At 73.3% G+C, this 20,429-nt stretch carries 18 protein-coding genes; 7 read left to right on the top strand and 11 right to left on the bottom strand.

Annotated features, from left to right (window positions below):
• Positions 1-98 precede the first annotated feature (98 nt).
• Positions 99-1,559, top strand: a complete 1,461-nt coding sequence (locus ACWCO8_RS32850; protein ID WP_451035273.1) for a hypothetical protein — start codon at positions 99-101, stop codon at positions 1,557-1,559.
• A 42-nt stretch (positions 1,560-1,601) separates the two neighbouring features.
• Here the strand turns inward: ACWCO8_RS32850 and ACWCO8_RS32845 are convergent, their stop codons facing one another.
• Positions 1,602-2,369, bottom strand: coding sequence for an SDR family NAD(P)-dependent oxidoreductase (locus tag ACWCO8_RS32845; RefSeq protein WP_451035272.1), 768 nt, complete (start codon positions 2,367-2,369; stop codon positions 1,602-1,604).
• An 89-nt stretch (positions 2,370-2,458) separates the two neighbouring features.
• Between ACWCO8_RS32845 and ACWCO8_RS32840 the strand changes: the two genes are divergently transcribed.
• Together ACWCO8_RS32840 and ACWCO8_RS32835 are read left to right on the top strand one after the other, a co-directional pair.
• Positions 2,459-3,895, top strand: a complete 1,437-nt coding sequence (locus tag ACWCO8_RS32840; RefSeq protein ID WP_451035271.1) for an alkaline phosphatase PhoX — start codon at positions 2,459-2,461, stop codon at positions 3,893-3,895.
• A gap of 354 nt (positions 3,896-4,249) precedes the next feature.
• Positions 4,250-5,824, top strand: coding sequence for a TROVE domain-containing protein (locus ACWCO8_RS32835; protein ID WP_451035270.1), 1,575 nt, complete (start codon positions 4,250-4,252; stop codon positions 5,822-5,824).
• A 77-nt stretch (positions 5,825-5,901) separates the two neighbouring features.
• Here ACWCO8_RS32835 and ACWCO8_RS32830 read toward each other — a convergent pair whose 3' ends face one another.
• Both ACWCO8_RS32830 and ACWCO8_RS32825 read right to left on the bottom strand, forming a co-directional pair.
• Positions 5,902-7,125 (bottom strand): TerD family protein, encoded by a 1,224-nt coding sequence (locus ACWCO8_RS32830; RefSeq protein ID WP_451035269.1) that lies wholly within the window; start codon positions 7,123-7,125, stop codon positions 5,902-5,904.
• Positions 7,126-7,161: 36 nt separating this feature from the next.
• On the bottom strand, positions 7,162-7,401 hold the full coding sequence (locus ACWCO8_RS32825) for a hypothetical protein (protein WP_362014132.1): 240 nt from the start codon (positions 7,399-7,401) through the stop codon (positions 7,162-7,164).
• Between the two features lie 70 nt (positions 7,402-7,471).
• On the opposite strand from ACWCO8_RS32825, the gene ACWCO8_RS32820 reads away from it, so the two are divergent.
• The gene (locus tag ACWCO8_RS32820) at positions 7,472-8,443 is read left to right on the top strand and encodes an AraC family transcriptional regulator (RefSeq protein ID WP_451035268.1); all 972 of its coding nucleotides are present in this window, start codon (positions 7,472-7,474) and stop codon (positions 8,441-8,443) included.
• Positions 8,444-8,616: 173 nt separating this feature from the next.
• Here ACWCO8_RS32820 and ACWCO8_RS32815 read toward each other — a convergent pair whose 3' ends face one another.
• Entirely contained in the window at positions 8,617-9,426 is an 810-nt protein-coding gene (locus tag ACWCO8_RS32815) for an NAD-dependent epimerase/dehydratase family protein (RefSeq protein ID WP_451035267.1), read from the bottom strand.
• 222 nt (positions 9,427-9,648) lie between these two features.
• Between ACWCO8_RS32815 and ACWCO8_RS32810 the strand changes: the two genes are divergently transcribed.
• Complete coding sequence (locus ACWCO8_RS32810; protein ID WP_451035266.1) at positions 9,649-10,578, top strand: 5-dehydro-4-deoxyglucarate dehydratase; 930 nt, start codon at positions 9,649-9,651, stop codon at positions 10,576-10,578.
• Positions 10,575-11,717 carry a hypothetical protein gene (locus ACWCO8_RS32805; RefSeq protein WP_451035265.1) on the top strand — a complete coding sequence of 381 codons (1,143 nt, stop codon included), beginning with the start codon at positions 10,575-10,577 and terminating at the stop codon, positions 11,715-11,717. The genes ACWCO8_RS32810 and ACWCO8_RS32805 overlap by 4 nt, the downstream gene beginning before the upstream one ends.
• On the opposite strand, the gene ACWCO8_RS32800 is transcribed toward ACWCO8_RS32805, so the two are convergent.
• From ACWCO8_RS32800 to ACWCO8_RS32770, 7 genes are all read right to left on the bottom strand, one after another.
• On the bottom strand, positions 11,714-12,916 hold the full coding sequence (locus ACWCO8_RS32800; protein ID WP_451035264.1) for an MFS transporter: 1,203 nt from the start codon (positions 12,914-12,916) through the stop codon (positions 11,714-11,716). The genes ACWCO8_RS32805 and ACWCO8_RS32800 overlap by 4 nt on opposite strands.
• 62 nt (positions 12,917-12,978) lie before the next feature.
• Positions 12,979-13,371, bottom strand: coding sequence for a hypothetical protein (locus tag ACWCO8_RS32795; RefSeq protein WP_362014167.1), 393 nt, complete (start codon positions 13,369-13,371; stop codon positions 12,979-12,981).
• A 73-nt stretch (positions 13,372-13,444) separates the two neighbouring features.
• Positions 13,445-14,893, bottom strand: coding sequence for a peptidoglycan D,D-transpeptidase FtsI family protein (locus tag ACWCO8_RS32790; RefSeq protein ID WP_451035263.1), 1,449 nt, complete (start codon positions 14,891-14,893; stop codon positions 13,445-13,447).
• Between the two features lie 100 nt (positions 14,894-14,993).
• Complete coding sequence (locus ACWCO8_RS32785) at positions 14,994-15,611, bottom strand: response regulator (RefSeq protein ID WP_451035376.1); 618 nt, start codon at positions 15,609-15,611, stop codon at positions 14,994-14,996.
• Positions 15,612-15,640: 29 nt separating this feature from the next.
• Positions 15,641-16,861 (bottom strand): sensor histidine kinase, encoded by a 1,221-nt coding sequence (locus ACWCO8_RS32780; protein WP_451035262.1) that lies wholly within the window; start codon positions 16,859-16,861, stop codon positions 15,641-15,643.
• Between the two features lie 47 nt (positions 16,862-16,908).
• On the bottom strand, positions 16,909-17,877 hold the full coding sequence (locus ACWCO8_RS32775; RefSeq protein WP_451035261.1) for a hypothetical protein: 969 nt from the start codon (positions 17,875-17,877) through the stop codon (positions 16,909-16,911).
• A gap of 117 nt (positions 17,878-17,994) precedes the next feature.
• Complete coding sequence (locus ACWCO8_RS32770; RefSeq protein ID WP_361958596.1) at positions 17,995-18,765, bottom strand: IclR family transcriptional regulator; 771 nt, start codon at positions 18,763-18,765, stop codon at positions 17,995-17,997.
• A 124-nt stretch (positions 18,766-18,889) separates the two neighbouring features.
• Here ACWCO8_RS32770 and ACWCO8_RS32765 point away from each other — a divergent pair, with 124 nt between their 5' ends.
• Complete coding sequence (locus tag ACWCO8_RS32765; RefSeq protein WP_451035260.1) at positions 18,890-20,395, top strand: aldehyde dehydrogenase (NADP(+)); 1,506 nt, start codon at positions 18,890-18,892, stop codon at positions 20,393-20,395.
• Positions 20,396-20,429 lie beyond the last annotated feature (34 nt).

The raw sequence follows: 20,429 nt of genomic DNA, 5'->3' as shown, positions 1-20,429 counted from the left end.
GAAAAGCGTCTACGCTGAAGCGCGTTCGGCGCGCGCCGCGCGTCCGGACCGCCGCACCGCCACCCAGGCTCACACGCCCTTCGAGGAGAAGACCGCAGATGGCACCGGACCACCCCTCCCTGCCCCCCGTTCAGCTGCACTCGGACGCGGAGCTGGCGCGGGAAGCCCTGGCCACGCCCCTTCTGTCCCGCGCGGCGCGGCTCGCCCGCTGGGCCGGCCCGGAGACCCGGGTAAGTGCGGGCGGCGAGCTCGTCGAGGACCAACTGCCCGCCGCCGCCGAGGCGTTGGGCCTCACGGCGGACGAGGACGGCGAGGCGTACGCGAGCGAGGCGTGGCGCCTCGCGGTCGACACCGGGCTCGTGGAGGTCGAGGACGGCGACGACGACACCCCGGGCGGGGTGACCGTGGGCGACAACCTCGCGGTCCTCACGGGCGGGGCGCCGCTCGACGTCCTCGGGATCTGGCTCGACGGCCTCGACGTGGTGTTCGCCGACGCCACCGCGCCCGTCCTGGACGACATCACGGACGTCATCGGCGAGGACGGCGAGATCGACTTCGAGCTGCTCGACTGGAACCCGGAGGAGGAGGCCGAGTTCCTGGAGGGCGTGCTGGGCAACCTGTACCTGCTCACGGTCGGCGACGGCGGGCCGGGCGAGGGTCCGGTGCCGCTGCCGGCGCTCGCCGCGTCGATGATCGTCCCGGACGACATGGGCGAGCCGACGGACGACGTCCTGGAGCAGGTCTCGGAGGCGATGATGCGCCTCGACGACCAGTTCCGGCTCCTCGAGCCCATCGGGCTCGTCGAGTACCAGCCCGTCGACGAGGCGCTGATGGTGGAGGAGGGCGAGGAGCCGGCGGCGCAGTTCGACGAGGCGGACGAGGTCGACGACGAGGACGTCAGCCGCTACGGCATGGTCCGGCTGACGCCGCTCGGGCTGTACGGCGTCCGGGCCCGGATGCTGGAGGCGGGCGTGGACGCGCCGGCCGTCGGCGAACTGGCGGACAAGGGCGCGGACGTGCTCCTCGACGGGCTGGCGACCTACCCCGAGACGGCGGCGCGCGCCGAGACGGTGGGCTGGCTGGAGGGCCGGGACGCGGTGGCGGCGGCACGGGATCTCCTTGCCGCGGCGCGGGGCGCCGACGAGGCCTCCCCGCTGCGCCGCCTCCACTGCCAGCAGGCACTCTCGCTCGTGGGCGCGGAGGCGGAACCGGCAGTACGGGAGGTGCTCGACGACCCGGAACTGGGCGGGCTCGCCCGGGTCTGGCTGGCGGAGCTCGGGGCGGCGGACGTGCCGGCGCCGTCGGAGGCGATGATCTTCTGGCTGGCGATCGACACGATCGCGGCGCAGCTGGACGCGCGCGGCGAACTGGACGAACTGCGCGACCTGATCGAGGGCCTGACGGGCCGCCACAGCGGCTTCTTCGAGGCGGCGTGGCGCGTCGAACACCCGGCGACGGCGGAGGTCCTGGAGGCGATGGGCCGCCTCCACCCGGACAAGACAGCGGCGAAGGAGGCCCGCAAGGCGGCGTTCAAGGCGAGGTCGCGCGGCAGCGCGTGAGGGGGTTCCCGGGGCTCCGCCCCGGGCCCCAGTCCGCCCCGGTTACGTCCGCAGATGCGACGCGCCGTTGAGGTCCAGGATCGTGCCTGAGGACCATTCGGCGGCGGGGGAGGACAGCCAGAGGACCGCTGCGGCGATCTCCTCCGGGGTTCCTACGCGGCCGAAGGGGCTCTGGGTGCGGATGGCTTCGGCCTCCGCGCCCGTGAGGCGGGGGGCTACGCGTTCCGTCGTGAAGAAGCCGGGGGCCACCGAGGCGACCGCGATGCCGTGGGGGGCCAGGGAGACCGCCAGGGACTGGCCCAGGGCGTGGACGGCGGCCTTGGTCGCGGCGTAGGCCGGGTGGTCGGGTTCGCCGCGGAACGCGCCCCGGGAGCCGATGTTGACGATCCGGCCGCCCCCGCCCTGGTTGATCATGCGGCGGGCCGCCAGATGGCTGAGGTTCGCCGTGGCCAGGAGGTTCACCGCCACGTGGTCTCGCCAGGTCGCCACCCACTCCTCGTAGGGGGTTTCCGGTAGCGGGTGGCGTCGCATGATCGCCGCGTTGTTCACCAGGACGTCGATCCCGCCGAGTGCGTCCGCCGCCGCGTCCGCCACCTCCTCCGCGCCCGTCGCGTCCGCCAGGTCGCCCTGGATCAGGGCGTGGCCGGATCCCGACAACGACGCGAAGGTCGCTCGCGCCTCGTCGGCTCGCGAGCCGTAGTGGACGGCCACCCGGTCGCCGTTCTCGGCGAACGCCTGGGCCACCGCGCGGCCCAGGCCCCGGGAGGCTCCGCTGACAAGGACACGCCGACCCGTGGCAGGCAGGTTCATGGAAGGCAGCCTCTCTGTTCAACTGTCGTTTATACGCGGGCGGGACCGTGTGCCCCGACACCGGGTGACGACAGGGAGACGACCACGCCATGCCCCTCAACCGCCGAGAGTTCGCCAAGCAGTCCACCGCCGCCGGAGCGGGCCTCGTCCTGACCGGCACCGTCGCGGCCCTCGCGACCGCGCCCGAGGCGCTCGCCACCCCCGACGACCGGCTCGAGGCCGAGGAGCGGGCGGGTGACGGCGAACGGCACCACCGGCTCGGGTACGGGCCCCTTGTCGAGGACCCCAAGGGCGTCCTCGCGCTGCCCGCCGGGTTCACGTACCGCGTCATCACGCACAGCGGCGTCACCAAGCTGGAGTCCGGCGAGTTCACCCCGTCCAACCACGACGGCACCGCCACCTTCGCCGGGCCGCGCGGTACGACCCTGCTCGTCAACAACCACGAGCTCAAGGGCGCCCGCTCCAAGTGGAAGTACCCCGTCCCCCTCACCGAGGGCCTCGTCTACGACCCCGCCGCGTCCGGCGGCTGCACGGTCGTCGAGGTGCACCGCGACGGCACCGTCGCCGAGTGGGTCGGCATCGCCGGCACCTCCACCAACTGCGCCGGCGGCCGTACCTCCTGGGGCACCTGGCTCACCTGCGAGGAGAACTCCGACCGGGCCGGCGAGAACGGCATGACCAAGGACCACGGCTACGTCTTCGAGGTCGACCCGCGCGACCGCCGCGCCAACCGCGCCCCCAAGCCCATCAAGGCCTTCGGCCGGTACGACCACGAGGCGGTCGTCATCGACCCCAAGCGCGGTCACGCCTACCTCACCGAGGACGCCTCCGGGCCCAACGGCCTCTTCTTCCGCTGGGTCCCGCCGCGCGGCTTCGAGCACGGCCGGGGCAAGCTCCGTACCCTCGCCGACGACGCCGGCGTCCTCCAGGCGCCCCGCTGCATCGACTCCGGCGGCCGCTTCGTCGACGACCTCTCCCGCGCCACCCGGATCGGCACGGTCTACGGTGTCGACTGGCTGGACGTGCCCGACCGCGACGGCCGCGAGGTCGAGGTCCGCGAGCAGTTCGGCCCCGACGAGGTGACCCGCGCCCGCAAGCTGGAGGGCATGTGGTGGGCCGACGGCGGCGCCTACATCGTCTCCTCGTACGCCCGTGACGAGAGCCCCGGCGCCGCGCACGACGGCCAGGTCTGGTTCTACGACCCCAAGCGGCGCACCCTGACCCTCCAGGTCCTCCTGGGCGTCAACCCCGACCCGGACAAGGACGGCGCCTACGACGGCCCGGACAACATCACCGTCTCCCCCTACGGCGGGCTCGTCATCGCCGAGGACGGCGAGGGCGTCCAGCACCTCTTCGGCGCCACCGAGCGCGGCCGCACCTACCCGATCGCGCGCAACGACCTGAACGACAGCGAGTTCACCGGCGTCGTCTTCTCGCCCGACGGCGACACCCTCTTCGCCAACATCCAGGACCCGGGCATCATGATCGCCATCACCGGGCCCTGGCGCCGTCAGCCCCGCCGCTGACCGCTCATCGGGTAGCGGAGAAAAACCCTTGGCGGGTGCGCGTGCCGCCCGCCTAGGGTCATACCCATGCACCTCCCGGTGCGCCGGCTGCGGCTCCTTCTTCCACGAAATCACGCCGCCGCCCCTTTTGATCTCGGGAGGCACAGCATGGACACGAGGGTGCCCGGTGCGCAGGCGACGGATACTTCTTGGATCAGCGGGTTGCGGGTTCGAGTCCCGTCGCACCCCTGGGGTGTGTAGCTCAATCGGATAGAGCAGCCGACTTGTCACCGCCGCCGACTCCTGAACTCGGGCGCCCTCGTCGTCCCTGTAACCCTGTGCCTTCCCCGCACGCTCGAATTCGGGGGAATTCACATGGCACGGTTCAACACGCGTACCGTCGGCGCCCGCACGACCTCACCCGTCGTCTCCACCCACCGCGCCCCGACCCATCAGGGCGGCATCGGAGTCCTGCGTGAGCCGAGGTCCGAACTCTTTCTGCTCGCGGTCGCCAACTTCGTGACGCAGCGGACCTTCTACGAGAGCGGTGAGGAGCGCGACGACCGCTTCGCCGGCCTCGTGCGGAAGCTCGCCGTCGAGGACCCGGAGTGGACCGCCGGACTGCTCCGCTGGCTGCGGAGCGAGGCCCACATGCGCACCGCCTCCCTCGTCGGCGCCGCCGAGTACGTCCGCGCGCGCCTCGACGCGGGCGTCGAGACCGGCCCCACCAATCGGCAGGTCGTCGACTCCGTGCTGCTCCGCGCCGACGAGCCCGGCGAACTGCTCGGCTACTGGACCTCGACGTACGGACGGAACATCCCGAAGCCCGTCAAGCGGGGCGTCGCCGACGCCGTGCAGCGGCTGTACTCCGCGAAGTCCCTGCTCAAGTACGACACCGACTCCAAGGGCTACCGCTTCGGTGACGTCCTCAATCTGACGCATGCCGCGCCCGATCCCGAGAAGCCGTGGCAGGGCGAGCTGTTCCGGTATGCGCTCGACCGGCGCCACCGGCCCGAGACCGCGGCGCCTCCGGCCTCCAGCCCGGTCCTCGCCGCCCATCGCGCCCTGATGGACCTCCCCGTGGAGGAACGGCGCGCCGTGGTCACCGGCCCCGGAGGGGCGGAGCGCCTGGCCGAGGCCGGGATGACCTGGGAGGCGCTGGCGGGCTGGCTGCAGGGTCCGATGGACGCGGCGGCCTGGGAGGCCGTCATCCCGTCCATGGGGGCCATGGCGCTGGTGCGGAACCTGCGCAACTTCGACGGGGCCGGAGTCTCCGACGAGGTCGCGGCGCGGGTGGCGGCCCGGATCTCGGACCCGGAGGCGGTCGCGGCGTCGCGGCAGTTCCCGTTCCGCTACCTCGCCGCGTACCGGCACGCGCCCTCGCTGCGCTGGGCGTATCCGCTGGAGCAGGCGCTCGGCCACTCGCTGGCCAACGTGCCCGCGCTGCCCGGCCGGACGCTGGTCCTCGTCGACCGCTCGGGTTCGATGTGGTCGCGGCTCTCCGACCGCTCCGAGCTCAACCGGGCCGACGCGGCGGCCGTGTTCGGTACGGCCGTGGCGATGCGGGCCGCCGACGCGGACCTGGTGGAGTTCGGCACGAGCAGCGCGCCGGTGCCGTACCAGGCCGGCGAGTCCGTGCTGAAGGTCCTCGACCGCTTCGGCAACCTCGGTGGCACCAACACCACCGAGGCGGTGCGCAGGCACTACAAGGGGCACGACAGGGTCCTGATCGTCACCGACGAGCAGGCCGCATACAGCCGCCTGGGCGACCCGACCGCGCAGGTGCCGGACCACGTCCCGGTGTACACCTGGAACCTGGCGGGCCACCGGGTCGGCCACGCGCCCTCGGGGACCGGCCGGCGTCACACCTTCGCCGGGCTGACCGACGCCGCGTTCCGGATGGTTCCGCTGCTCGAAGCCGGTCAGAGAGCGGACTGGCCCTGGATGTGAGGACCCTGGGTGTGAGGACGAGCGCGTGAGGAAGGGCCCGCCGGTCGGTGACCGGCGGGCCCTTCCCCGTACAGCGATCAGAGCGCCTGGGCCGCCGGCTTCACCATGCCGCGGACCGTGCGGGACTTCACGAACTCGCCCATCGCCGTCATCTCCCACTCGCCGGAGAACTGCTTGATGAGCTTGGCCATCATCACGCCCGTCTGCGGCTCGGCCGTCGTCAGGTCGAAGCGGACCAGCTCCTCGCCGGTCGCCGCGTCGATCAGCCGGCAGTAGGCCTTGGCGACCTCGGTGAACTTCTGGCCGGTGAACGAGTTCACCGTGAAGACCAGGCCCGTGGCGTCGGCGGGGAGCCGGCCGAGGTCGACGACGATGACCTCGTCGTCGCCCGCGCCCTCGCCCGTCAGGTTGTCGCCGGAGTGCTTGATCGAGCCGTTCAGGATGGAGAGCTTGCCGAAGTAGCAGCTGTCCAGGTGGTTGCGCTGGGGGCCGTACGCGATGACGGAGGCGTCGAGGTCGATGTCCTTGCCGCGGTACGCGGGCTCCCAGCCGAGGCCCATCTTGACCTGGGTGAGGAGCGGACGGCCGCCCTTGACCAGGGAGACCGTCTGGTTCTTCTGGAGGTTGACCCGGCCCTTGTCCAGGTTGATCTTGCCCGTGGAGACCGGGGCGGCGGGCGCTGCCGGGGCCGCCGGGGGCGCGGGCGGCGGGGGAGGCGTCGGGGCGGAGATCCGCGGGTCGACGGGGGCGGCCGGCGGGGCCGCGACCGGGGGCGCCACGGGCGTGGCGGCGGCCGGCTCCTCGTCCACCGAGACGCCGAAGTCGGTGGCGATGCCCGCGAGGCCGTTGGCGTATCCCTGGCCCACGGCGCGCGCCTTCCAGGCGCCGTTGCGCAGATAGATCTCCACGACCACCAGCGCCGTCTCGGCACCCAGCTGCGGCGGGGTGAAGGTGGCGAGGACGCTGCCGTCGTCCGCGTTGCGGATCGTCGCGGTGGGCTCGACGCCCTGGAAGGTCTGGCCCGCGGCGTCCGGGCTCGCGGTGACGACGATCTTCTCGATGCCCGGCGGCACCGCGCCGGTGTCCACGACGATCGCGTCCGGGGCCGTGCCGCCGCCGGAGCGGTAGGTCACGCCGGGGCCGGTCGGCTGGTTGTAGAAGATGAAGTCGTCGTCCGAGCGCACCTTGCCGTTGGCGCTGAGCAGCAGGCCCGAGACGTCGAGCCGAACCGGAGCGGCGACGTCCACCGCCACGCGCGCGGCGGAGAGCGGGATGTTCGAGCCGGGGGTCATAGCGGTCATGCCAGGGGTAACGAGCGAGGCGGCTTTGCCGTTCCCTTACCTGGAGTCCCTTCGGCCACTTCGGTTACGGGGGTGGTTCCGGGCCGCGCGCTCGTTGCCGAACTTGTACGCGCCCGTCCAGCGGGCCATGACCAGCTGGGCGTCCCCCGATCCCACCTCCGCCAGGAACTTCTCGGCCCGCCCGCCGCGCAGGGTGCCCGCCGCGCGTCCCTGGTGCGTGATCACGACGGTGCCGTCCGCGCGCTGCGCGTAGCTGAATCCATGAGGCTGAGGCATGGCGCCCATCGTGCCGTTCACGGGCACGCGCGTCCCAACGAATTTCGCGATGATCGTATTCTTGCGGCTCGTGGGTGGGAGCTCTTTCAGAACGCGGGACGTCGACGAGGCGCGCCAGGAGATCGACGCGCGCTACTACGCCAACTTCATGGACGTCATCGAACGGCGGGAACGTCCCTTCGCCGCCACGTTCGACACGGTGCGGCTCGGACCGCTGGTCATCGGCGACCTGTCCTGTGGGGCCGACGTCCGGATGCGCTTCGGCGAGCTCGGGGCCTTCCATGTCAACGCGCCGCTCGGCGGGACGATGGAGCTGCGCCAGGGCGGGGCCGCGCCGGTGGTCGCGACGGCCGGCGAGGCGGTGGTGCTCGACCCGTACGGCGACACGGTCCTGGAGCGCTGGAGCGGGGACTGCCGCACGCTCTCCGTCAAGATCGACGCGGCCGCGCTGAGCGAACGCCTCGAACGGCTCATCGGCCGCCCGCCGCGCGGCCGGCTCGCCTTCGCGCCGTACGTGGACCTCACCCGCGGCCCCGGCCGGGCCTGGGCGCGCTTCGCGCTCCAGGTGGCGCGCGAAGCGCTCGCCGGGGACGGCCTGGCGCAGCACGCGCTGGTCGCAGGTCCCCTCCAGGAGGCCCTGCTCAACGGGTTGCTGCTGGCGGCCGACCACCCCTGGCGGGACGAGCTGGCCCACCCGGGCGGGCAGTTGCGGCCGGTGTCCGTGAAGCGCGCGATGGACGCCGTACGGGCCCGTCCTGAGCACCCCTTCACCACGACCGAACTCGCCGAGCTCGCCGGGGTGGGCGTGCGCCGGCTCCAGGAGTCGTTCCGGGAGTGCGTGGGCATGTCTCCGATGGCGTACGTCCGTGACGTCCGGCTCGAACGGGTCCACGAGGAGCTGCGGGGTGCGGGCCCGGGGGAGCTGAGCGTGAGCGAGGTGGCCTGGCGCTGGGGCTTCACGCACCACGGGCGGTTCGCGGCGCAGTACCGGACCCGGTTCGGGGAGACGCCGTCGCAGACGCTGCGGGAGTCCGCGCGATGAACCGGTGGACCCGCCGCGTTTCGCGGATGGTCGCCGCGCTGAGCGGATCGCGAGGTTCCACCCCACCGCCGTAACGTTCCCTCTGTCGCCTGTGCCACCGCATGGTGTGACCCGGGCCCGGCCGGCGCCCCCGCATAAGTCCGGCCGGGCCATGTGTAGTTCTTCCGCGCCCCTCAGTGCGGCCAGCGCGGCGGCTCCGTGCAGAAGTGGCCGCCGAGGTGCGCGTCCGCCGGGTCGTCCGCCTTCGGCAGGCCCTGCGCGGCGATGATCGCCTCCGCGTACGGCTCCGAGTCGTCCCGCGGCTCGTAGCCGAGCGCCCGCGCCGAGGAGAGGTCCCACCACAGCCGGGTGTTGGCGGAGGAGCCGTACACCACGGTGTGTCCCACGCCCTCGGCGGTGAGCGCCGCGTACAGGAGCCGGGCGCAGTCGGCCGGGCTCAGCCACATCGACAGCATCCGCACCGAGGTCGGCTCGGGGAAGCAGGAGCCGATCCGTACGGAGACGGTCTCCAGGCCGTGCTTGTCCCAGTAGAACTGCGCCAGGTCCTCGCCGAAGCACTTGGACAGGCCGTAGAAGGTGTCCGGGCGGTGCGGGGTGTCGACCGGGATCACCGGGTCGTCCCCGCGCGGGCGCGGCGTGAAGCCGACGGCGTGGTTGCTGGAGGCGAAGACGATCCGGCCCACCCCCTCCTCGCGGGCGGCCTCGTAGACGTGGTGCAGGCCGGTGATGTTGGCGGCCACGATCTTCTCGAAGGTCGACTCCAGGGAGATCCCGGCGAGATGCACGATCGCGTCGACGCCCCGGACGGCCTCGCGCAGCGCCTCGCGGTCGGCGAGGTCGGCGACGATCGCGTCCGGCGCGCCCTCGACCGGCGCCATGTCGAGCAGCCGGAGCTCGTAGCCGTACGCGGGCAGCAGCGCGCGCATCAGCGTGCCGACGCCACCGGCGGCGCCGGTGAGCAGGACGGTACGGGGTGTGGGCATCGGGAGTCTCCGTCCGTGGATCGCATTCACAACCGTGGACACGGTAGGGAGCCCGATCGCCGAGCGTCAAGAGCGCGCACGGACCGTCAAGACCGCACAGGTGGGCCGGGTTTGCGCCTTGACCGGCACTTCACGGCTGCTCTAGCGTGGAGGTGTTCAAGAATGTGGACAGTAATCATAATTGTGCACGACGGTGCACGACGGACTTCCCTGGGAGCGCCCGTGACCACAGCCCCGCTCGCCGAACGGCTCGACGGCCTGCTGTTCTTCCCCGTCACCGCCTTCGCCCCGGACGGCACCGTCGACCTCGACCTCTTCCGCGCCCATGTCCGCGGCGGGATCGAGGCGGGCGCCGCCGCGGTCTTCGCCTGCTGCGGAACGGGCGAGTTCCACGCCCTGACCCCCGAGGAGTTCCGCGACTGCGTCGCCGCCGCCGTCGAGGAGTCGGCCGGCCGCGTCCCCGTCGTCGCCGGCGCCGGCTACGGCACGGCCCTCGCGATCCGGTACGCCCGGCTCGCCGAGGAGGCCGGCGCGGACGGGCTCCTCGCCATGCCGCCGTACCTCGTCGTCGCCGACCAGGCGGGACTCCTGCGGCACTACACCGAACTGGCCGCCGCCACCTCGCTCGACGTCGTCGTCTACCAGCGCGACAACGCTGTCCTCACCCCCGAGACCGCCGTCGCCCTCGCCCGCGCCGAGGGGATCATCGGCCTCAAGGACGGCCTCGGCGACCTCGACCTCATGCAGCGGATCGTCAGCGCCGTCCGAGCCGAGGGCCTCGACCTGCTCTACTTCAACGGCCTGCCGACCGCCGAACTCACCGGACTCGCCTACCGGGGCATCGGCGTCACCCTCTACTCCTCCGCCGTCTTCTGCTTCGCCCCCGACATCGCCCTCGCCTTCCACCGCGCCCTCACGACCGGCGACGACGCGACCGTCGAGAAGCTCATCGACGGCTTCTACCGGCCCCTCGTCGAACTGCGCGCCAAGGGACGGGGCTACGCGGTCTCGCTCGTCAAGGCGGCCGTACGGATGGGTGGCCTGGACGTCGGCGAGGTCCGCCCGCCGCTCAGCGAGCCCGCCCCCGAGCACCTGAAGGAACTCGCCACGATCATCGAGCGCGGCCGCGCGCTGCTGGGCGGTGACGCGTGAGGGCCGGGGCGTTCGTCTACCCGTGGGACGTCGTCGGTGACCCGGCGGCGCCCGGTCGGCTCGCGGAGCTCGGTCTCGCGAGCGTCACGCTCGCCTCCGCGTACCACTCCACGCGCGCGTTGACGCCCCGGCACCCCGCGCACCGGATCGTCACCGCCGAGCACGCGGCCGTGCTCTACCCGCCGGACCCGGCCCGCTGGTCGGGCCGGGCGCTGCGGCCGTACGAGGCCGGGGAGTGGGCGCCCGGCGACGCGTACGGGGAGGCGGGCCGTGCGCTCGCGGACGCGGGCCTCGAGGTCCACACCTGGGTCGTCCTCGCCCACAACTCCCGCCTGGGCGCGGAGCGTCCGGAGACCTCGGTCGTCAACGCCTACGGCGACCGCTACCCCTGGGCGCCCTGCATCGCCAAGCCCGACGTCCGCGCCTACCTCGTGGACCTCGCGGCCGAGGCGGCGGTACGGCCCGGGGCGGCCGGTACCGAGCTGGAGTCCTGCGGCTGGTACGGCCTCGCACACCTGCACGCCCACGACAAGACCGCCGGAGTCCCGCTCGGCGACCGCGCGCAGTACCTGATGTCCCTCTGCTTCTGCCCCTCCTGCCGGCGGGGGTACGAGGACGGGGGCGTCGACCCCGACGCCCTGGCGGCAGACGTGCGCGGGGCGCTGGAGCGGGTCTGGGCGGGCGGGGACGGGTCCGGGGTCGGCCTGGGGCTCGGGTCCTTCGAGGAACCCGTGCTCGCCTGGCGCACCCGGACCGCCCGCGCGCTCCAGGAGGCCGCCGTCGGCGCCGTCCGTGCGGCCGCCCCGGCGGGCTTCCGCGTCCTGCTCCACGCCGACCCGGTGCCGTACCGCTGCGGCGCCAACGTGGGGACGGAGCCGGGGCACGTGCTCGCGGTCGCGGACGGTGTCGTCACCCCGGCGGCCACCGTGGGCCCCTTCGGCGACGCGGCCGGTCCGGGGAGCGTCCTCGCGGCCAACTTCGGTGTGGTGTCGGGGATGGGCGGTTCCCCCGGCACGCTCGCCGAGGACGCCAAGCGCGCGGTCGCGGAGGGCGCCACCGAACTGCGCCTGTACCACGCGGGGTTGGCCTCGGACGCCGACCTGGCGGCGGTCGCGGAGGCGTTGCGGGCGCTGGGCTAGAGCCCCGGAAGGCTGTGCACCGCGGGGGCGGTCCGGCGGGTCGCCACGACCGCCGCCCCCGCCACGCCCGTCGCCGAGAGGAGCGGCAGCAGGACGCGGATGTCGACGAGGGCGACCAGGCCCGCGCCGACCGCCAGGGCGATCGCGTTCGGGACGAAGAGGAGGGTGTGCGCCGTCGCGGCCGTGCGGCCCACCGCGTCCGCCGGGGCCTCCCGCTGGACCGCCGTCATCGCGGCGATCAGGACGAGCGGCAGACCGACCCCGATCAGGCCGCTCGCCACCAGCGCCACGCCGTCGTGCGGGACGGCGCGGGCGCCCACCGCCAGGGCGAACAGGGCGAGACCGGCGGCGGCGAGCGTCCGTCCCGTCACCCGGCGCAGCAGGGGCCCCGCCGCGAGCCCCGCGACGACCGAGCCCGCGCCCTGGACGGCGTACAACACGCCCGCGTACGTGGGGGAGTGGCCGAGGCCCCGGTCGACGACCGCGTAGATCGCCGCGCCGTTGACCCCGGCGAGCAGCATCGTGAACGAGCCCGTGAGCACCAGCGGGCGCAGGACCGGCGAGGCGCGGATCGTCCGCAGGCCCTCCCCGATGTCCCGGGCCCAGCGGGCCGAGGCCGGCCGGGCGGCCGGCTTCTCCTCCCGTACCCGCATCAGGGCGAACACCCCGGCCGCGAGCGCGAACGTCGCCGCGTCGAGCAGGGCCACGGGCGCGGCGCCGTACCGTGCGAAGAGCCCGGCCGCGAGGAGCGGGGCGACGAGCTTCACGCCCTCGTTGACCGTCGTCCGCAGCCCGTTGAAGTCCCCGAGCAGCCGCTTGTCGAGCGCGCTCGCCGCAAGCGCGACCTCCGCCGCGTCGTGGACGGTGCCCTGGACCCCGTACAGCACGAGCACCGCGAAGAGCAGCCACACCCGGTCCGCCGAGTCGACCCAGAGCAGGGTCGGAAGGAGCGCCGCCATCGCCACGTTCGACCAGACCATCAGGGGCCGCCGCCGCACCCGGTCGGCGGCCGTGCCGAGCAGCGGACCGACGAGCGCGGGCGCCCACAGGGCGAAGACGGTCAGCGCCGCCAGACTGTCCGAGCCGGTCAGGGACTTGACCCAGATCCCGGACGCCAGCCACATCGCCGTCGAGCCGAAGCCCGACACCAGTACCCCGGTCAGATACAGCCCCGCCGTCCACCTCAAGCCCATGGTCATGGCGGCAGCCTGGTCCCTGAGGTGGCCCGGCCGGATCGGGCAGTTGCCCTAGAAAGCCGTCCTCAAGCGACGGCGTCCTTCCGGGCTCCCCGGCTCTCGTACCGGAGCGCGGCCCCCGTCGCCAGCGCGCCGATGCCCTCCCACAGGCCGACCCCGAGGAAGCCGGACGGTGCCCGGCCCGTGACGACCGCGAGGGTGAAGACCGTGCAGGTCAGCAGCCGGAACGGGACCGTCCAGCGGAAGAAGGCCTTCCAGTCCGCGAAGGCGGCCAGGATGTAGTACACGCCCATATTGAGCGCGGCCATCGAGGACGCGGTGAGGAAGACGAGCGTGTGGTCCCCATCCGCGCGCCCGCCGTCGGGTATGGGTTCGAAACCCATGCCGGTGAGCATGGTGTCCGGCGACACCAGGCCCACCACCCCCATCGACGCGGCGAGCAGTCCGAAGACCGCCATGGTCCAGCCGGACAGGGAACGGGGCAGGCGCACGGCGGTCCTCCGCTTTCTCGCAAGTGTGTTCCCCGCGAGGCTACTTCAGCGCCGCCCGCATCATTTTCTCGGCCACCGGGGCCGCGAGACCGTTGCCGCTGACCTCCGAGCGCGCCGCGCCCGAGTCCTCGATCAGGACGGCCACGGCGACCTCCTTGCCGGTGCTCGGGTCCTTCGCGTACGAGGTGAACCAGGCGTACGGCGTCTTGCTGTTGTTCTCGCCGTGCTGGGCCGTACCGGTCTTGCCGCCCACCTCGGCGCCGGAGATCGCCGCGTTGGAGCCCGTGCCCTTGTCGACCACGGTCACCATCGCGCTGCGCAGCTGTTTCGCCGTCGAGGAGGAGACGATCCGCTCGGTCTCCCCGTCGTCGAAGGTCTCCAGGGCGTCGCCGTCGGAGTCCACGACCTTCGAGACCATGTGCGGAGACGCCATGAGCCCGTCGTTGGCGATCGCCGCGGACACCATGGCGATCTGGAGCGGGGTGGCCGTCACATCGAACTGACCGATACCGGTCAGCGCCGTCTGCGCCGTGTCCATGCCGGACGGATACACACTCGGGTAGGCGCGTACGGGGACGTCCTGCTCCTTGTCGTTGAAGCCGAACTTCTCCGCCATCGCCTTCACCTTGTCCTGGCCGAGGTCGACCGCGATCTTGGCGAAGACGTTGTTGCAGGAGTACTGCAGCGCGGTGCGGAGCGTGGCGTTCTCGCAGGGCGCGTTGGGGTTCTCGTTCTCCAGGTAGCGGGTGGAGCCGGGCAGTTTGTACGGGTTCGGGCTGTCCGTCGCCGTGTCCACGGAGCCGTACAGCCCGTTCTCCAGCGCCGCCGCCGCGACGACCAGCTTGAACGTCGAGCCGGGCGGCAGCGGCTGCCGCAGTGCCCGGTTGACCAGCGGCTTGTCCTCGTCCTCGGTGAGCTGCTTCCAGGTGGACCCGTCGGTCATCCCGGCGATCTTGGAGGGGTCGTACGAGGGTGTGGACACCATCCCGAGGATCCGGCCGGTCTTCGGGTCGATGGCGACGGCCGCGCCCTTCTTCTCGCCGAGCGCCTGGTACGCGGCCTTCTGCACGGCCGGGTCGATCGTCGTGACCACGTCACCGGGCTCCTGCTGCTTGCCGGTGAGGGCGTCGAGCGGGTTCTTCAGCCGGGTGTCGGTGCCGTCCAGGACGTCGGAGTAGATGCCCTCCAGCTGATTGGCGCCGTACGCCTGTGAGCTGTAGCCGGTGACGGCCGCGTAGAGCTTGCCGTCGGTGTAGTCGCGCTTGTACGCGAGATCGCCACCCTCCGTCCTCTTCGAGCCCGTGACCGGCGAACCGGCCACGATGATGTTCCCGAGCGGCTGCGCGTACTGCGCGATCACGTTCCGCCGGTTCTTCTTGTCGTCCGCGAGGGCCTTGCCTTCGTACGCCTGCACCCAGGTCGCCCGGCCGAGAAGGGCGAGCACCAGGAGCAGCGAGAAGACCGAGGCGCGCCTGATCGTCTTGTTCATCCCATATGCGGGACGAGCGGAGGGTGCCATTCCGTTCCGACTGTGTCCGGTTTCTCAGGAAACGTTCATGCGGGGGTGACCGGCGCCACCCCGGTGCGACTCAGCGCGCGCCGACGAAGCCCGACTCGTACGCCAGGATCACCGCCTGCGTACGGTCCCGGGCGCCCGTCTTCGCCAGCACCGCCGCCACATGGGTCTTCACGGTCGCCGGGCCGACGCCCATCCGGCCGGCGATCTCCGCGTTGGTCAGCCCCGTCGCCACCAGGCGCAGCACCTCCGCCTCCCGCTCGGTGAGCCGGGCCACCCAGGGCGGCGCCGCCGGGGGACTGCGGCGGGCGTGCTCGGCGGCAAGGGACCGTACCGCCGCCGGGTAGAGCAGCGAGTCGCTGCGGGCGACCAGCCGGACCGCGTCGACCAGCTCGTCCGCGCCGGCCCGCTTGAGCAGGAAGCCGGCCGCGCCCACCCGGAGCGCGTCGTAGACGTACGCGTCGTTCTCGAAGGTCGTGACCACCACGATCCGGGGCGGCTCCGCCATCCCCGTCAGGATCTGCTCGGTCGCCCGGATCCCGTCGATCTCCGGCATCCGCATATCCATCAGGACCACGTCCGGCCGCGCCTCGCGGACGACCGACACGGCCTCGGCCCCGGTCGACGCCTCGCCGACCACCTCCAGGTCCGCCTCCGCGTCCAGGATCACCCGCAGGGCGGTCCGCACCATCCGCTCGTCGTCCGCGAGCACCACCCGGATCACCGGCCACCGCCCGCCCGCGCCGGGCCCAGCGGCAGCCGCACCGTGAGGCGCCAGACCTCGTCCAGCGGGCCCGCCTCGGACGTGCCGCCGAGCAGCCGCGCGCGTTCACCGACCCCGCGCAGGCCCCGGCCGCCGCCGGGGCGGGTCACCGGGGCGCGGTCGGGCCGGGCGTTCTCCATCGTGATCTCCAACTCGTCGTCGTCCAGGGCGATCCGCGCCGTCACGCGCTCCCCGCCCGCGTGCCGGGCCGCGTTCGTCAGCCCCTCCTGCACGATCCGGTACGCCTCCCTCGACACCGCGTCCGGCACCCGGTCCAGCGCCCCGGTCACCGTCAGCACCACGTGCCGCCCCGCGCCCCGCACCAGCGCGTCGAGGGAGTCGAGCCGGGGCGCGGGCAGCTCGCCGTCGTCCTCGCCCTCGCGCAACAGGCCCAGCACCGAGTCGAGTTCGCCGACCGTGCGCCGGGTCGTCTCCTCGATCGCGGCCAGCGCCTCCCGTACGAACTCCACGTCGGAGTCCAGGACCCGGCGTGCCGCGCTCGCCTGGAGCGTCACCGCGCTGAGCGCGTGGCCGACGGAGTCGTGCAGCTCGCGGGCGAGCCGGTTGCGCACGGCCAGCTCGGCGGCGCGCCGCTCGGCCGCCGCGAGCCGGTCCGCCGGGCTCGGCCCGAGCAGCCGGGGCGCCTCCCGGGCGAGGAGGGCGCCCGCGCCCGCAGCGACGGCGGCAAGCGCCAGCAGCATCAGGAGGCCTGCGGGGAGCCCGGCCCACTGGAGCCAGGGCCGGTGCAGGCCCCAGTACGCGGTCAGCTCCGACCTCTGGAGCGACGGGGACAACGGCAGGGCCATCACCGTGACCGCGAACGGCGGAAGGGCCAGCGTCGCCCCGCTGATCAGCGCGCCGACGCCGAGGTGGAGCGTGAACCAGCCGGCCGTGCGCGCCTTCGCGCTCCGCCCCCGGGCGGGTCCGTCCGCGAGCCGGTCGCCCGCGAGGGGGTCGCCCGCGATCCCGCAGAGCGCCCGCGCCGCCGCCACCGACATCGGCCGGGTCAGCGGGAAGAGCGAGGTGACCGCGGCGAGCGGCAGGCCGACCGCGTACGCCCCGAACTGCGCGCCGAGGCTGCCCGTGAACATCGCCCCCTCGCCCGTGAGCACCCCCACGACCACGGTGCCGACCAGCCAGTACGGCATGAACAGGGCGCCGCCCAGGATCAGATGCACCCAGCGGAGCCTGGCCCGCCGGCCGAGTATCGGTGCGAGCGGAGGTCTCACGCGCTCGCGCTCCGGCGGCGCAGGAAGACGGCCAGACAGCCCGCCAGCAGGAACCCGGTGATCATCTCGCCAGCGTAGGTCAGCTGCATCAGGCCCGAGGCCTGCTTGGCGTGATCGGTCTCCGGCATGTACGTCACCAGGAGCAGATAGCCGCCCCAGCAGCCGACCCCGGCCGAGCCGATACAGCCGAAACCGAGCACCGTGCGCACCCGGAACGACGGGTGCCCGCGGAACACCAGGGCCAGGACGGAGACGACGGCGACCGCGAGGAAGAGCAGCCGCAGCCCTTCGAGCACGTAGAAGTCGCCGTCCCGCTCGGCGATCCGCACCGCCGGGAGCCCGGTCGTGGAGCCCGCGGCCCACCGCACGTGGACGGTGGCGGGGACGAGGGCGATCAGCGCGGCCGCGGCGGCGACGGCGCGCACGCCCGCTCCGGAGAGGCGCGCGGGCAGCTCGCCGAGGGTGCCGCGCCAGACCTGGCCCCAGCGGTCGCGGGCGTAGAGGACGAAGAGCGTGCCGAGCGCGAGTCCCTGGAGGATGAAGCCGCCGTAGACGACGGTGAAGACCCAGGAGTCCAGGAAGGGTTCGCGAGCGCCGGCCGGTTCGGCGGCGGTGAAGAGCGAGACGACGGTCTGCGCCGGGAAGCCGACCATGATCGGGGCGATCAGGCCCGTCGCCACCCACATCGGGAAGGCGAGCAGCCAGGCCGGCAGCCGCCGCCCCCACGCCTGGGTGAGCAGCAGGGCGAGGACCACGACGGCGGCGTCCATGACGACCGAGACCGCGTTGACGGCGGCCATCAGGGCGCGGTCGTCGAGGAGCCGGCTCCCGGCCGGGATGCCGATCTCGCTGCCCGCCACCCAGGCGATCTTGAGTGAGATGTACGGGAGGCAGGCCAGGACGGCGAGGGCGCGCAGGGCCCGGCGGGAGGGGCTGAGGCCCAGGGGAGCGACGGTCTGTGTCATGGCCCCACGCTCCCGCGCGGGCACCCGCCGGCACGTCCTGCCCACCGACGAACCGCCTCCCCCGTGCGGGGGAGAGGCCGGTCCTCCGAGCCGCCGGAGCCGCCGGAGCCGGTGGCGTCAGAGGCGGCGCGTCGCCAGGGTCAGGCGGTCGCGCGCGTCGAAGAGCGCGTCCTTGATCATCTGCTCGTGGCCGGGGGTGAGCCGGGCCACCGGCACCGAGCAGCTGATCGCGTCGCGTGCCGGGGTCCGGTAGGGGATCGCGATGCCGAAGCAGCGCAGCCCGAGGGTGTTCTCCTCGCGGTCCACCGCGTAGCCCTGCTCGCGGATGAGGTGCAGCTCCTCGATGAGCTTCTCGCGGTCGGTGATCGTGTGCTCGGTCAGCGGCGGCAGCGTCTCCGGGAGCATCTTGCGGACCTGCTCGTCGCTGTGGGTGGCGAGCAGCGCCTTGCCCAGGGAGGTCGAGTGGGCCGGCAGCCGGCGTCCGACGCGGGTGAACGGCCGCAGATAGTGCTGGGACTGACGGGTCGCCAGATAGACCACGTTGGTGCCGTCGAGCCGGGCGAGGTGGATGGTCTCGGTGGTGTCGTCGGAGAGCCGGTCGAGGGTCGGCCGGGCCGCGGCGACCACCTCGTCGCCGTCGATGTACGAGGTGCCGACGAGCAGGGCCCGGACGCCGATGCCGTACCGCGTGCCCGTCGCGTCCGTCTCCACCCAGCCCAGCTCGACCAGGGTGCGCAGCAGCATGTACAGGCTGGACTTGGGGTATCCGACGGCCTCCTGGACGGCGGCCAGCGAGTGCATTCCGGGGCGCCCCGCGAAATACTCGAGCAACTCCACCGTGCGCACCGCGGACTTGACCTGGGCCCCACCCGTGTCGGCTGTCGACATCGCCCTCACCCCTCTTCCTGGTGCCTCTTGTGGAGTCGGCACACCCGTCAATAGAGTCCAGATTCATCTACTGGAACCCCGTTCAGAATACCGAACGGGGTGTCGCGTGAAGAGGGGCAGGGCCGTGGCAGCTGAACCAGTGTGGAGTGTGGACCCCCGGACGGGGAAGCCGCGCGAACAGGTTGCGGTGGAGGCCACAGCCGCCGACGTGGACCGGGCCGTCACCGCCGCGTTCGCCGTCCGCGAGGCGCTCGCCGACCGCACGGTACGGGCCGCCCTGCTCCGCACCGCCGCCGACCTCCTCGACGAGGCCCGGCCCGAGGTCGTCGAGACCGCCGACGCCGAGACGGCGCTCGGCCCGGTCCGGCTCACCGGCGAACTCGCCCGCACCACCGCCCAGTTGCGGGCCTTCGCGGACGTCGTCGACGAGGGCGCCTTCCTCGACGTACGGATCGACCTGCCCGACCCCACGACCACCCCGCCCCGGCCCGACCTGCGCCGCTGGAAGATCCCGCTCGGCGTCGTCGCCGTCTACTCCGCCAGTAACTTCCCGCTCGCCTTCTCCGTCCCCGGCGGCGACACCGCCAGCGCCCTCGCGGCCGGCTGCCCCGTCGTGGTCAAGGCCCACCCCGACCACCCGGCCACCTCGGAGCTCTGCGCGACCCTGCTCCGGCGGGCCGCCGCCAAGGTCGGGCTGCCCGAGGACGTCGTCGGCCTCCTGCACGGCTTCGACGCCGGCGTGGAGCTGGTCCGCCACCCGCTGGTCGCGGCCGCCGGCTTCACCGGTTCGGTCCGGGGCGGCCGGGCCCTCTTCGACGCGGCGGCCGCCCGGCCCGTGCCCATCCCCTTCCACGGCGAGCTCGGCTCCCTCAACCCGGTCGTGATCACCGGCGCGGCCGCCGAGGCACGGGCCACCGAGCTCGGTTCCGGGCTCGCGGGCTCCATGACCCTGGGACAGGGCCAGTTCTGCACCAAGCCCGGCTTCGTCCTGGCACCCACGGGCGAGGCGGGCGACCGCTTCGTGACCGCGCTGGCGGACGCCGTCGGCGCGGTCGAGCCCGGGGTGATGCTCGACCGCCGGATGCGGGGCCACTTCCTCACCGGGACGTACGAGCTCGCCCAGATCGACGGCGTCACCGCGCCCGTCCATCCGGGCCCCGGCGGGCCGAACACCGTCAAGGCGGGCTTCCTGACCTTCGACGCCGAACTCCTGCTCGAAAGCCGCCGCAAGGGCTACGGCGGCGCCTTCCTGAGCGAGTACTTCGGCCCGGTGACCCTGGTCGTCCGTTACGCCTCCCGGGACGAGATCACCGCGGTCCTCGCCCTGCTCCCCGGCAACCTCACCGCCACGCTCCAGATGGCCGACGAGGACCCGGAGGCCGCGGGCCTGCTCGCCGAGCTGACCCCGCTGGCGGGCCGCGTGCTCGTCAACGACTGGCCGACGGGCGTGGCGGTGGCGGGCGCCCAGCACCACGGCGGCCCGTACCCGGCGACCACCTCCACCTCCACCTCGGTCGGCGCGACCGCGATCGAGCGCTGGCTGCGCCCGGTCACGTACCAGTCGACCCCGCAGCACCTGCTGCCGCCGGAGCTGCGCGACGGCAACCCGCTGGGGCTGCCGCGCCGCTGAGGCGGGAGCGCGGGGAGGCCGGACGCGGGGCCCG

The sequence above is a fragment of the Streptomyces sp. NPDC001927 genome (assembly GCF_053594455.1).
This window is presented reverse-complemented; position numbering and strand designations above follow the sequence as displayed.